Annotated in this window: 9 protein-coding genes; 2 read left to right on the forward strand and 7 right to left on the reverse strand. The window is 67.1% G+C overall.

Features of this window, described 5'->3' with window-relative positions:
* Positions 1-67: 67 nt before the first annotated feature.
* From AQZ52_RS08765 to bchF, 7 genes are read right to left on the reverse strand one after another with little or no spacing between them, the layout of a single operon-like run.
* Positions 68-1,510 carry a BCD family MFS transporter gene (locus tag AQZ52_RS08765; protein WP_082697638.1) on the reverse strand — a complete coding sequence of 481 codons (1,443 nt, stop codon included), beginning with the start codon at positions 1,508-1,510 and terminating at the stop codon, positions 68-70.
* 2 nt (positions 1,511-1,512) lie between these two features.
* On the reverse strand, positions 1,513-2,250 hold the full coding sequence (gene bchM, locus AQZ52_RS08770) for a magnesium protoporphyrin IX methyltransferase (protein ID WP_067908585.1): 738 nt from the start codon (positions 2,248-2,250) through the stop codon (positions 1,513-1,515).
* The gene (gene bchL, locus AQZ52_RS08775; RefSeq protein ID WP_067908590.1) at positions 2,250-3,140 is read right to left on the reverse strand and encodes a ferredoxin:protochlorophyllide reductase (ATP-dependent) iron-sulfur ATP-binding protein; all 891 of its coding nucleotides are present in this window, start codon (positions 3,138-3,140) and stop codon (positions 2,250-2,252) included. The genes bchM and bchL overlap by 1 nt, the downstream gene beginning before the upstream one ends.
* Positions 3,141-3,152: 12 nt before the next feature.
* A complete protein-coding gene (locus AQZ52_RS08780; RefSeq protein WP_067908593.1) occupies positions 3,153-6,860 on the reverse strand; it encodes a magnesium chelatase subunit H in 3,708 nt (1,235 codons plus the stop codon).
* On the reverse strand, positions 6,850-8,433 hold the full coding sequence (bchB, locus tag AQZ52_RS08785; protein ID WP_067908596.1) for a ferredoxin:protochlorophyllide reductase (ATP-dependent) subunit B: 1,584 nt from the start codon (positions 8,431-8,433) through the stop codon (positions 6,850-6,852). The genes AQZ52_RS08780 and bchB overlap by 11 nt, the downstream gene beginning before the upstream one ends.
* 4 nt (positions 8,434-8,437) lie before the next feature.
* A complete protein-coding gene (locus AQZ52_RS08790) occupies positions 8,438-9,742 on the reverse strand; it encodes a ferredoxin:protochlorophyllide reductase (ATP-dependent) subunit N (protein WP_067908600.1) in 1,305 nt (434 codons plus the stop codon).
* Positions 9,739-10,284: a 2-vinyl bacteriochlorophyllide hydratase gene (gene bchF, locus AQZ52_RS08795; protein WP_082697639.1), complete on the reverse strand. Its 546-nt coding sequence runs from the start codon at positions 10,282-10,284 to the stop codon at positions 9,739-9,741. Before bchF ends, AQZ52_RS08790 begins: the two co-directional genes overlap by 4 nt.
* A gap of 87 nt (positions 10,285-10,371) precedes the next feature.
* Between bchF and AQZ52_RS19215 the strand changes: the two genes are divergently transcribed.
* Positions 10,372-11,433 (forward strand): cobalamin B12-binding domain-containing protein, encoded by a 1,062-nt coding sequence (locus AQZ52_RS19215; RefSeq protein ID WP_276203266.1) that lies wholly within the window; start codon positions 10,372-10,374, stop codon positions 11,431-11,433.
* A 14-nt stretch (positions 11,434-11,447) separates the two neighbouring features.
* On the forward strand, positions 11,448-12,866 hold the full coding sequence (gene ppsR / locus AQZ52_RS08805) for a transcriptional regulator PpsR (protein ID WP_240481488.1): 1,419 nt from the start codon (positions 11,448-11,450) through the stop codon (positions 12,864-12,866).
* The last annotated feature ends 12 nt before the right edge of the window (positions 12,867-12,878 follow it).

Below are 12,878 nucleotides of genomic sequence, written 5' to 3' on the forward strand. Positions count from 1 at the left end.
ACTTTCCTTTCCCGGATCAGGGCCCCGGAGGCCACAAGTCCCACCACCACTCGTTTTGGAAACACACTCATGTCGGAAACTCCGGCAGGACCATCTGCCCGCCGGGCAACTCTCCCGTGAGGCCGAGGCGCTTGCCGGCCAGTGGCCCGAGGACCACCAGCGCTGCGATCAGCATCACGATTTCAAGACTGTAGACCGTGGCATAGCCCGCCGCGCGGCCGCCCGGGCCGCTGGCCCAGCTCACCGTGTCGCGGATCACCCCGCCCACCGCGAGCGCGCTGCCAGCTGCGGTCGCCTGCACGGCGCCCCATGCACCCAGCGCCACACCGGAATCGCCGCGCTGCGCCAGCGACATCGCCGCGATCAGCGTGCCGACCGAAAACAGCCCGATCCCGAACCCGATCGCGCCCGCGCCCATCGTGAGCAGCATGGGGGAGGCGAGCGGCGCGGCGAGGAGCACGAGAATGAACGCGCAGATCCCGCCGACCATGCCAGCACCGGCGAGGCGCAGCGGATCGAACCCGCGCTCCAGAACACGCGTCGAAAGCGAGAAGCCGGCGATGGCGCCGAGCGCCCACGAGCCTGTCAGCATGGTGGTCGACCCGACCGCCAGGCCCAGCAACTCCGCGCCATAAGGCTCGAGCAGCGCGTCCTGCATCGCAAAGGCCGCCGCGCCGAGGCCGATGGCGGAGAGCAGGCGCACGGTGTTGGGCTTCGCCACGAATTCGCGCCAGACATCGCCGAATTCCGGCGTCTCGCGATCCTTGGCGGTCTTGCCGGGATTGCGGCCCTCCTGCTTCCACAGCGCGGTCAGGTTGAGAACGAGCGTGACGACCGCCGCGCCCTGGATCACCTGCACCAGCCGCGTCGGGCTGAAGGGCACCAGCAGTCCGCCGATGACGAAGGCCGAAACCATCATGCCCACCAGCAGCATCACATAGAGCAGCGCCACCGCGCGCGGGCGCTTGTCCTCGCGGGCAAGGTCCGTCGCGAGCGCAAGGCCCGCCGTCTGCGTCACGTGGAGTCCCGCGCCCGTCAGCAGGAACGCCAGCGCCCCGCCGCCGAGGCCGGTGTAGAACGTGCGCTGCTCGCTCATCAGCAGCAGCGCGAAAGGCATGATCGCGAGGCCGCCCCACTGCATCAGCGTGCCGAACCAGATGTAGGGCACGCGCCGCCAGCCCAGCACTGAGCGGTGGGTATCGGACTTGTGCCCGATCAGCGCGCGCAAGGGGGCGAACAGCAGCGGCATCGCGATCAGCAGCGAAACCAGCCAGGCCGGGGTATGCAGTTCCACGATCATCACGCGGTTGAGCGTGCCGTTCAGGAGAACCGTCGCCATGCCCACGCTCACCTGAAACAGCGCGAGGCGCAGCAGGCGGGGGAGGGGCAGTTCGGCACTGGCGGCATCGGCAAACGGCAGCCAGCTCACCGCCACACGCGTCCACTGGCCCGCCATCCGCGAAAGGCGGGTCTGCGGGGCAGTTTCGGCCAAGGCGGGGGTTCCGGTCATCGTCAGTCGCGCACCAGTTCGAGGGCATTGGAAATGTAGAAGCCCGTGCCGATCCGCTGGCTGCGACCGATATGCCAGCCAGGCAGGGCTTTCTCGATCATCGCGACGAGGTCGGCATCGCGCACCGGGACGATCGCGGGCGCGCGGTCGCTGCGCGGGAACAGCAGGCCCATCGTGTGCATCGCGCGCAGCATCGGCGTCGATGGCGCATGAGTGAAAACGATCGAGCCGTCGCAGCGCTCGGCGAGCGAGACCAGCGTCGCGACAATGTCCTCAGGGCGGTAATGGATCAGCGAATCCATCGCGACGACGTGATCGAAGCGGCCATGCGCCGGATCGAGCATGTCGCCCACACGCCAGTGGATGCGGCCGTGGCCGAGGAACGAGGGGCAGCGTTCGTGCGCGATGGCCACGAGTCCGCCGGCAACATCGACGCCGACCACTTCGGCCCCGCGCCGCGCCGCCAGCACGCTGAGCGCGCCCGTGCCGCAGCCGGCATCGAGCACGCGGCAGCGGCGAAGGTCGCGCGGCAGCCAGCCCAGCAGGACGTCGCGCATCGCATCGCGCCCGGCGCGCACCGTTGCGCGGATGCCGCTGACCTTGGTGTCCGACGTGAGGTCGATCCACGCCTTGCGGGCCGTGCTGTCGAAATAGGTCGTCAGCTTGTCGCGCTGGGCTTCGAAGCGCGAGCCGTGCCGGGAAACCTGGCTGTCAAAGCCGGAAGATGCGCGCGTTGCCATCATTCAAACCCCAGGAAATCGAAGATATCGCGGTCCTTCATCGCCTGCGCTTCGAGCGCGGGCGCCCCGGCCCAGAGCGTGCGGGCAAGGTTCAGATATTCCTCGCGTGCCTTGATCACTTCGGGGCTGTCGGGCATTTCGAAGAGCGTGCACTTCTTGAGGCGCGAGCGGCGGATCTCGTCGAGATCCTTGAAGTGGGCGAGCCGACGCAGGCCGATCGCGCTGTTGAAGCGGTCGATCTCGTCGGTGCCGGCCGAACGGTTGGCGACGATGCCGGCAAGGCGCACGTCGTAGTTCTTCGACTTGGCATTGATGGCCGCGACAATGCGGTTCATCGCGAAGATGCTGTCGAAATCGTTGGCGGTCACGATGATCGCGCGCTCGGCATGCTGGAGCGGGGCGGCAAAGCCGCCGCAGACCACGTCGCCCAGCACGTCGAAGATCACCACGTCGGTGTCTTCCAGCAGATGGTGCTGCTTGAGGAGCTTGACCGTCTGGCCCACGACGTAGCCGCCGCAGCCGGTGCCCGCCGGCGGGCCGCCGGCTTCGACGCACATCACCCCGTTGAAGCCTTCGAACATGTAGTCCTCGGGCCGCAGTTCCTCGGCATGGAATTCCACGGTTTCGAGGACGTCGATCACCGTCGGCATCAGCTTCTTGGTGAGGGTGAAGGTGGAATCGTGCTTGGGATCGCAGCCGATCTGCAGCACGCGGTGGCCCAGCATCGAGAACGCGGCGGAGAGGTTCGACGAGGTGGTCGACTTGCCGATGCCGCCCTTGCCGTATACGGCAAAGACCTTGGCGTTGCCGATGCGGTCGGCGGGATCGAGCCGGACCTGCAGGGACCCGTCGCCGTCTGGCTTGCGGGTAGGGGGATCGAGTAGCGCCATGGGTGGTTTCCTTTATGCCGCGACGGCTTCGACGCCCGCGGGGAGCACGCCTTCGAGGCGGTCCTCGAGTTCATCGCTGGCGGCGTGGAGGGCTGCGAGAGTGGCTTCGTCGGGCGACCAGAACTTGCGGTCGACCGCTTCGAGAAGGCGGTTTGCGACGCGGGCCGAAGCGCGCGGATTGAGGGCTGCCAGGCGCTCGCGCATGGCAGCGTCGAGCACGTAGGTTTCGCTGATGCGCTGGTAGACCCAGGGATCGACTTCGCCGGTGGTGGCCGACCAGCCCATCGTCGTCGTGACATGGCCCTCGATCGCGCGCACGCCTTCATAGCCGTGGCGCAGCAGGCTTTCGGTCCACACCGGATTGAGGATGCGGGTGCGGGTTTCGAGCGCGACCTGCTCCTGCAGGCTGCGGACCTTGCCCGATCCTTGCGTCTGGTCGCCGATGTAGACCGGCGCGGCCTCGCCGCCCTTGGCCCGCGTCACCGCGCGGCTGATCCCGCCCAGCGCATCGACATACTGGTCGATCGAGGTCACCCCGAGTTCGACGCTTTCGAGGTTCTGGTAGGCGCAGTCGACGGTCTTGAGCGCCGAGGCGAGGATCGCGGCCTGCCGGATCGGCACACCCTTGACGCCGTAGGCGTAGCCCTTCTGGCGTTCGAAGCTGTCAGCCAGTTCATCGGGATCGGTCCAGGCGCCGTTGTCGATCATCAGATTGACCTGCGCGCCATAAGCCCCTTGCGCGTTCGAGAAGACGCGCAGCGCCGCCGTCTCGAAATCGCACGCATGCTCGTTCTGGTGCGCGATGGCGTGGGCCCGCACGAAGTTCATCTCCAGCGGTTCGTCCGCGCTCGCCGCCAGCAGCGCGGCTTCAGCGAGCATCCGTGTTTGCAGCGGCAGCAGGTCGCGGAACACGCCCGAAAGCGTCGCGATCACGTCGATCCGCGGGCGGCCCAGCTCTTCCAGCGGGATGAGTTCGGCACCGGCAAGGCGGCTGTAGCTATCAAAGCGAGGACGCGCCCCGATCAGCGCGAGGACCTGCGCGATCTGGGCGCCTTCGCTCTTGAGGTTGTCGGTGCCCCACAGCACCATCGCCACGGTCTGCGGCAGGTGGCCGCTGTCGGCAAGGCTGCGCTCGATCAGCTTGCGCGCCTGCTCCGCCCCGTCCTTCACCGCGAAGGTGCTGGGCAGGCGGAACGGATCGAAGCCGTGGATATTGCGCCCGGTCGGCAGGATTTCCGGCGCACGCAGCACGTCACCGCCGGAGACGGGACGCACAAACCGTCCGGCCAGCGCGCGAACGATGCCGTCCAGTTCGTGATTGGTGGATAGCGCCGCGTTCAGCGCGCCCATGTCCTTCAGCAGCGGCGTATCGAGCTTGATCCGGCCATCGACCAGCAGCTCGGCCGTGTGTGCCGCCAGCGGCTCGCCGCGTGCTTCGGCGCTGGCGCGGACCATGTCGATGCGCTCCTCGCGGCTCGCGGCCTGCCCGGCCACATGCAACCCCTGCGGAATGAGTTCGCGCTCGATCTCGTAGAGCCGCGCGGCGAGTGCCGGCACGTCGGTGCCATCGAGGTCGAGGGCTTCGGCCTGCTCGGCGATCAGTTCGGCCAGCAGCGCGGCCTGCTCGTCGCCCGGGGGCAGCGAGCGCCAACGCTCGACCGAGGCCTTGAGATCGGCAAGGCCCTTGTAGACGCCCGAGCGGGTAAGCGCTGGGGTGAGGTAGCTCACCAGCGTCGCGCCTGAACGGCGCTTGGCGAGCACGCCTTCCGAAGGGTTGTTGGCGGCGTAGAGATAGACATTCGGCAGATCGCCGATCATCCGGTCCGGCCAGCACTGCGCGGTGAGGCCGGTCTGCTTGCCGGGCATGAATTCAAGGCTGCCATGGGTGCCGAAGTGGAGCACGGCGTGGGCCTGGAAATCCTCGCGCAGCCAGCGGTAGAATGCGGCGAACGCGTGGCTCGGGGCAAAGCGGCCCTCGAACAGCAAGCGCATTGGATCGCCTTCGATGCCGATCGCGGGCTGGATGCCGACGAAGACATTGCCGAACTGCGCGCCAAGTACCTGCACCGCGCTGCCGTCAGACTGCAGCTTGCCGGGCGCCGGACCCCAAGAGGCCTCGATGTCCTTGAGCCAGGTTTCGCGCGACACGATGGTATCGGCCATGATCCGCGTGTGGACATTGGCCTCGGTGCCATAGCGCGCCGAATTGCCGATCAGGATCGCATTGCGCAGCGCATCGACGCTTTCCGGCACTTCGACCGAATAGCCTTCAGCCGCCAGCCGCACGAGCGTGTTGTGGAGCGATTCGAACACGCTGAGGAACTGCGCCGTGCCCGCTGCGCCCGCATTGGGCGGGAAATTGAACAGCACCACGGCAACCCGCCGCTCCGCTGCCGCCGCGCGGGCCAGATCGATTTGCTTGACCACGCGCGCGGCAAGCGCCTCGGCACGTTCGGCGCAGCTTTCCATCTGGCGGACACCGGCGGTGCCGGAGCCTGCGAAGGTGCAGCCGTTGGCGCAGCCGGTGCAGGCCTCGCCGCTGCCGTCCGCGCGGCCGCCGAACACCATTGGCTGGATCGCGCCGTCAAGCTCGGGGATCGCGATCATCATCGTCGATTCCAAGGGCAGCAGCCCCTGAGGGTTCGCGCCCCAGGCCTGCAGGGTCTGGAACTCGACCGGATGCGCGGCGATATAGGGCCGGTCCAGCTTGGCGAGGATCGCCTCGGCCGCCGCCGTATCGTTGTAGGCAGGGCCGCCGACAAGGCTGAACCCCGTCAGGTTCACCACCGCATCGACGATCGCCTTGCCGTCCTTCATGAACAGCGCCTCGATCGCCGGGCGCCCGTCGAGCCCGCCGGCAAAGGCCGGGATCACGCGGAGGCCACGTGCCTCCATCGCCGCGATCACGCCGTCATAATGGCGCGCATCCTTGGCGAGGACGTAGGAGCGCAGCATCAGCAGACCAACCGTGCCGCGCTTGCCGACACGCGCGCTGGCGGGCAGGGCTGCCGCGCTTGTCGCCATGCGCGGTGTCATTGCCGGGTGATAAACCCCGACTTCGGGATATTCGCGCGGCGCCTCGGCCTTCATCGCGCCGCGAAGCCCTGCGCGGTCGCCGGTGGCATAGCGGTCGATCAGCGCGCGGATCATGTCCACCACGTTGTCGTCGCTGCCCGCCAGCCAGTATTGCAGCGTCAGGAAATAGGCGCGCACATCCTGCGCGGTGCCGGGCACGAAACGCAGCAACTTGGGAAGGCGGCGCAGCATGGCCATCTGGCCCTTGCCCGAGCTTGCCCCCGGCTTGCCCGATCCGCGCAGCTTCTTGAGCAGGCCCATCATGCCCGTCGCGGGCTTGTCCATGCGGTAGTCACCCATGCGGGTGAGTTTGACCACTTCGCCGGCCGACATGAGGCCGACGATCGCGTCGCAATCCTCGCGGCGGGCTTCCAGCGCCGGCATCACCGCGCGGATATGGTCCTCGAGGAACAGCATCGTGCACAGGATGATGTCGGCCCGGGCAATGTCCTCACGCGCGGCGTCAAGCGAGCCGGGCTTTTCTTCCCAGTCGGCCGCCGCGTGGAAGCCGATCGTCACGCCCGTACCGGCGCGGGCGAAGTGGCCCTGCGCGCGCTGGAATGCACCGGAAAGGTGATTGTCGAGCGTGATGACGACAACCCGCACCGGCGTGTCCGGGGTGATGATGGGGGCTTTACCGCGCATAGTGGGCTTTGGCCTCGTAGAGCGTGTCGAGCGTGATAGCCGGCAGCCCCATTTCATTCGCGTACTTCTCGGTGTTGCGCTTGGCCTTGCCGCGCACGAAGAACGGGATCTTGCGCAGCTCTCGCTCGGCCTCGTTGGTCCAGCCGAGCGTGCCGTCTGCTGCCGCGACGGGTGCGGCGTCCTCGCGCACCAGAATGTCGCCCGCCGGCGCCAGCACCGGTTCGGCCTTGCTGTGCGAGGGCGCGGAGCCATGCAGGTGCGAAGGGCCCGCCGCGTCGCTGAACTCGAAATCGTCGCGGAACATGGTGAGCAGGTGCTCTTCCAGCCCCATCACCAACGGGTGCACCCAAGTGTCGAAGATCACGTTCGCGCCTTCGAAGCCCATCTGCGGGCTGAAGCGCGCGGGGAAATCCTGCACGTGGACCGGCGCTGAGATCACCGCGCACGGCACGCCCAGCCGCTTGGCAATATGGCGCTCCATCTGCGTGCCCAGTACCAGTTCGGGCGCGGCGGCGGCGATGGCTTCCTCAACGGTCAGGTGATCGTCGGTGATCAGCGGTTCGAGGCCGTATTCCTTGGCGGCACCCCGGATATCGCGGGCAAATTCGCGGTTGTAGCAGCCAAGGCCGCAGACGGTGAAGCCAAGCTCCTCGCTCGCGATGCGCGCGGCGGCAACGGCATGGGTCGCATCGCCGAAAATGAAGACGCGCTTGCCCGTGAGGTAGGTGGAGTCGACCGACCGGCTCCACCACGGCATGCGCGAGGAGGGATCATCGAGTGCCAGAGCCGGATCGACCCCGGCCAGTGCGGCCACTTCGGCGATGAAGGCGCGCGTCGCGCCCACGCCGATTGGCACGGTGCGGATGGCCGGTTGGGCGAACGTCTTGTCGAGCCAGCGCGCGGCTTCGTCGCCGATCTCGGGATAGAGGACGATGTTGAAGTCTGCCGCGCCGATGGTGCGGATATCGTCCGGCGATGCGCCCAGCGGCGCGACGAGATGGACGTCGATGCCGAGCAGATCGAGAATGCGGCGGACCTCGCGCACATCATCGCGGTGGCGGAAGCCGAGCGCGGCGGGGCCGAGCAGGTTGACCCGCGGGCGGCGGCCTTCGCGCGGGGCGGGCCGTACCGAGGTATCCGCCAGGTGGCGCACGATCTGGTAGAAGGTTTCCGCCGCGCCCCAGTTCTCCTTGCGCTGATAGCTTGGGAGTTCGAGCGGGATCACCGGGCAGGGCAGGCCCATGTTGTCGGCAAGGCCGGCGGGATCATCCTGAATCAGCTCGGCGGTGCACGAAGCGCCTACCAGCAGCGCCTGCGGCTTGAACCGCTCCACCGCATCGCGCGCGGCGTTCTGGAACAGGCTGGCGGTGTCCTTGCCCAGATCGCGCGCCTGGAACGTGGTGTAGGTCACGGGCGGGCGCGCGCTGCGCCGTTCGATCATCGTGAACAGCAAATCGGCGTAAGTATCGCCCTGCGGCGCGTGCAGCAGATAGTGCACCCCGCGCATCGCCGTCGCAACCCGCATGGCGCCGACATGCGGCGGTCCTTCATAGGTCCAGACGGCAAGCTGCATGGGGCTAGATCCTCAGCACATCGCGGCGGCGCAGGGGCCGGGCGAACAGTTCGGCGAGGTCACCCGCCTGGTCGAAGCCGTGAACCGGCGAGAACACCAGCTCGATCGACCACTTGGTGGCAAGGCCTTCGGCCTCCAGCGGATTGGCGAGGCCAAGCCCGCATACGGTGAGGTCCGGCCGGTCGGCACGTACGCGGTCCAGCTGACGCTCCACGTCCTGCCCTTCGCTGATCCGCGTTGCGGCGGGCAGGCGGGCCAGATCGGCGGCCAGATGGGCGCGGTGAAGATAGGGCGTGCCGACTTCGACCGGCACCATGCCCAGTTCGGTGGCGAGGAAGCGGGCGAGCGGGATTTCCAGCTGCGAGTCCGGCAGGAAGGTGATGCGCTTGCCTTCCAGCGCCGGCTTGTAGCGCTCCAGCGCGCGCTTGGCCCGTTCCCGGCCCGGGGCGATCACGCGGTTCACATGCATCTCGTCGATGCGGAATGCAGCAGCAGCAGCAGCGAGCCAGGCCGCTGTGCCGTCCGCGCCAAAGGGGAAGGGGGCGTCGATGCGCACCGCGCCACGGTCTTCCAGCGCGCGGGCTGTCTCACCAAGGAACGGTTGCGCCAGGATGTAGCGCGTGTTCGGGCCGACCGGCGGAAGGGCGCCGGCGCGGCGTGCGGGCAGCACGCCGACACTTGCGATGCCCAACTCGCCGAACAGGCGCAGGAACTGGTCTTCGACGATATCGGGCAGCGCCCCCACCATCACCAGCGAAGGGGCGGCATCCGCCGCTTCCGCCGGCATTTCCGGCACCAGCGTGGTCAGGCAGGCGTCCTCGCCCTCGGTAAAGGTCGTCTCGATGCCGCTGCCCGAGTAGGCGAGGATGCGCACGCCCTCTCCGGTTTCGCTGCGCAGATGCCGCGCGCCGATGCGCTGGGCGGCATTGCCAAGATCGAGCTTGATCACTTCCGAAGGGCACGAACCCACCAGAAACAGCGTGCGGATTTCCGGGCGACGTGCCAGCAGGCGGTCGACCACACGGTCGAGCTCGGCGTGGCAATCGGCCATGCCTGCCAGATCGCGCTCCTCGATGATCGCGGTGGCAAAGCGCGGCTCGGCGAAGATCATCACGCCCGCCGCCGATTGCAGCAGGTGGGCGCAGGTGCGCGATCCGACAACGAGGAAGAACGCGTCCTGCATCTTGCGGTGGAGCCAGACGATGCCGGTCAGCCCGCAGAACACCTCGCGCTGGCCGCGTTCGCGCAAGACTTCGAGCGTGCCGTCGCGCGGGCTTGCCGCGAGGGCGGATGCCTGGGCCGGGCTCATGCCGCTGCTCCCGTCGCCTGGAGCCGCGCCGCGCGCAGCTTCAGCAGGAACTGCGCGGCGTTGACCACATAAGTGAGGTATGCGGCGAGCGCGACGGTGAGCCGCGCCTCGAGCGTGCCGACCTTGCCCAGCAGCATCACGAGGTAGGTCGTGTGCAGCGCGATCACGAGCATCGAGACGACGTCTTCCCAGAAGAACGCCGGGGCGAAGAGCCATTTGCCGAACACGACCTTTTCCCAGATCGAGCCGGTCACCATGATGGTGTAGAGCGTGAGCGTCTTGGCGATCACCGAAAGGTCTGCGGCAAATGCCCCCTCGCCGGTCAGCAGGCAGCGCACCACCAGGACCAGGCTGACGAGAAACACGAGGAACTGGAACGGCGCGAGAAGGCCCTGGACCAAGGTCCACGACGTGGTGTCGCGTCGCTGCTTCTCTTCAGGTGTGTAGAGCGGGCGGGCCTGCCGGGCCAGTCCGCGAGCATTCTGGCGGTGATCCGTTCCGGACCTGAATCCGCGCAGCGCTGCCGTACGAGCTTCCGACATTTCGTGCGTCCCATCCTCTTCGCAACGAGCAACTTACGACTCGTTCGAACGGACTGTCAATAAAATTGGACGACAAGAAAAATTGACATGATTGGGTTTGCCATGGTCCCGGAATGGGCGTACGTCTTGGTCACGGGAAAGAGTCGGAGTGTCTTTAACCACTATCCCCACGCGGCCATGTCGTCGCGGCAGACGGGAGAGTCTGGCATGGACTTGGCGATAGGCAAGGGTGGCCAGGGGGCCCGCAAGGCGGATCCTGCGAGCCAGCACGACGATCATTCGGGCGTTCCGGCAAGCAGCCGGCGCAAGAGCAGCAGTTCCGGCAACGGTCGGGGCGGCAGCAGCACGCGGCGCCAGCGCAGCGGTTCCAATTCTGCCATCAGCACGCTGATCGAAGGCGAGATCATCCCCCAGCTCCTGGTGGCGCATCGCATGCGTCCCGGCCGTGCGCCCGGGATTGGCGGCGGTGTCATCACGCCTGAGGATGTCGCGCGCTTCTCGCCGTTGCCGCTCACCCTGCAGGCCGATGAACTCCTCGTCCATGTGGAAGAGTACGTCGCCCGCGGCATTGGCATCGAGGCCATCTTCGTCGATCTCCTCGCGCCCGCCGCGCGCCGCCTCGGCGTGCTGTGGGAAGAGGACCTGTGCGACTTTCTCGATGTCACCATCGGCCTGTGGCGTCTTCAGGAAGTGATGCGCGAGATTGCCTGGGGCAGTCCGATCATCACCGGTCCGATCAGCGCGCCGCGCCGTGCGCTGTTCTCGCCCATGCCCGGGGAACAGCACAGCTTCGGTGCCACAATGGTACACGAAGTGTTCGTCCGCGCGGCGTGGGACAGCGAGGTGCTGGTCGCGCCAGACATGCGCCAGCTCGTCGCGAAAGTTGCCAACAAATCCTACGATCTGGTCGGCTTGACCGTATCTTGCGAAATTACTACCGATTCCCTCTCAAGAACGATCAAGGCGATCCGCAGCGTGTCCATGTGCCAAGATGTCAGCATTCTGGTGGGAGGACATGCAGTGAATGCCAATCCGGTAATGGCTCTTGAAGCCGGCGCCGATGGCTCGGCGGTTGATGCACCCGGAGCGCTCGCTCTCGCCAACCGTCTGGTCGGCGCGGCCACGCACCGGATCGTGAATGCCGGCTAGGGCCGGTTGCAATCGTGATAGAACCCGAACGCGCCATCGCGGATAACCCGGCCTTTTCCCTCTCGCCGGCTTTCGACGGGATTGGTCCCGACGATGCCTTGCGTCTCGTGCTGGCGGCGGGCGACATCACGCTGTCGCTCGATCCGGATGGCCACATCCTCGATGTGGCCGCCAGCCGGCAGGATTTCCCCGGCTGCGACAGCTGGATCGGCCAGCATTTCAATGCCACGGTCACCGTTGAAAGCCGCGGCAAGATCAAGGATATGCTGGCCCTTCTGCCCGGCAGTGCCGGCAATCGCTGGCGCCAGATCAATCACACCAGCCCGGCCGGCGATATTCCGGTCCGCTACCTCATCGTCAGCCTCGGCGGCGGCAAGCGCCTGATTGCTGTCGGGCGTGACATGCGAAATGCCGTGGTGTTGCAGCAGCGCCTGCTGCAGGCCCAGCAATCGCTTGAGCGCGACTACATGCGGCTGCGCCAGATCGAGACACGGTATCGCCTGCTGTTCGATCTTTCCACCGAGCCGGTGCTGCTGGTCGAGGCGGACAGCCAGCGTATCCAGGAAGCCAACCCGGCGGCCCACACGATGCTCGACGCGCGGCCCGGCAGCCTCGTTGGCGGCAAGCTCTCGGGCCTTGTCGCGCGCAGCTCGCGCGATGCCCTGATCGCCTATCTCGGCGCGGTGCTGACAACGTCCGAAGTTTCGCCGCTCCTCGTCGAACTGGAGCGGGCGCGCCAGCAGCTCACCATTTCGGCCACCGGCTTCCGACAGCTCGGCGGGCGTTATCTGCTCGTCCGGCTGAGCAGTGCCACCGAACGCACCACCGAAGGCGCGGCCACACTGCTCGATATCGTCGAGCGCATGCCTGATGCCTTCGTCGTCGCCAATTCGAACATGCGGATCATCGCGGCCAATATCGCCTTCCTCGAACTCGCCCGCGCCGCCTCGCTCGATCAGATCCGGGGCCGCCCGCTCGGCGAATTCGTCGGCCGGCCTGGAATCGATCTCGATCTCATCGAAGGCCAGCTCACCAAGTACGGGCTTGCCCGCAATGTCAGCACCGTGGTTCGTGCCCGCGATTCCGAACTGGAAGAGCCGGTGGAGCTTTCCGCTGTGCGCACATCCGGCGATTCCCCTTGCTATGGCTTTGCAATCCGCGAGATCGGTCGCCGGCTTCGCGATCTGCCGCCCACGCCGCTTGATCTCCCGCGCTCGGTCGAACAGCTGACCGAACTCGTCGGCCGCGCCAGCCTCAAGGAAATCGTGCGCGAGAGCACCGACCTCATCGAGCGCCTCTGCATCGAGGCGGCACTTGCCTACACGTCGGACAACCGCGCCTCGGCGGCGGAAATCCTCGGCCTCAGCCGGCAGAGCCTCTATTCCAAGCTGCACCGCTACGGGCTCGGCAACCTCGTGGGCGAGAGCGAATAGCGAAAATCTCGC

Source organism: Novosphingobium fuchskuhlense, from assembly GCF_001519075.1.
In the GTDB taxonomy this organism is placed as follows: Bacteria; Pseudomonadota; Alphaproteobacteria; order Sphingomonadales; family Sphingomonadaceae; genus Novosphingobium; species Novosphingobium fuchskuhlense.

Bases quoted from the DNA above. Each gene is read 5' to 3' on its own strand.
- AQZ52_RS08765 (WP_082697638.1), bottom strand. From the start codon at position 1,510: ATGACCGGAACCCCCGCCTTGGCCGAAACTGCCCCGCAGACCCGCCTT.
- bchM (WP_067908585.1), bottom strand. From the start codon at position 2,250: ATGGCAACGCGCGCATCTTCCGGCTTTGACAGCCAGGTTTCCCGGCAC.
- bchL (WP_067908590.1), bottom strand. From the start codon at position 3,140: ATGGCGCTACTCGATCCCCCTACCCGCAAGCCAGACGGCGACGGGTCC.
- AQZ52_RS08780 (WP_067908593.1), bottom strand. From the start codon at position 6,860: ATGCGCGGTAAAGCCCCCATCATCACCCCGGACACGCCGGTGCGGGTT.
- bchB (WP_067908596.1), bottom strand. From the start codon at position 8,433: ATGCAGCTTGCCGTCTGGACCTATGAAGGACCGCCGCATGTCGGCGCC.
- AQZ52_RS08790 (WP_067908600.1), bottom strand. From the start codon at position 9,742: ATGAGCCCGGCCCAGGCATCCGCCCTCGCGGCAAGCCCGCGCGACGGC.
- bchF (WP_082697639.1), bottom strand. From the start codon at position 10,284: ATGTCGGAAGCTCGTACGGCAGCGCTGCGCGGATTCAGGTCCGGAACG.
- AQZ52_RS19215 (WP_276203266.1), top strand. From the start codon at position 10,372: ATGATTGGGTTTGCCATGGTCCCGGAATGGGCGTACGTCTTGGTCACG.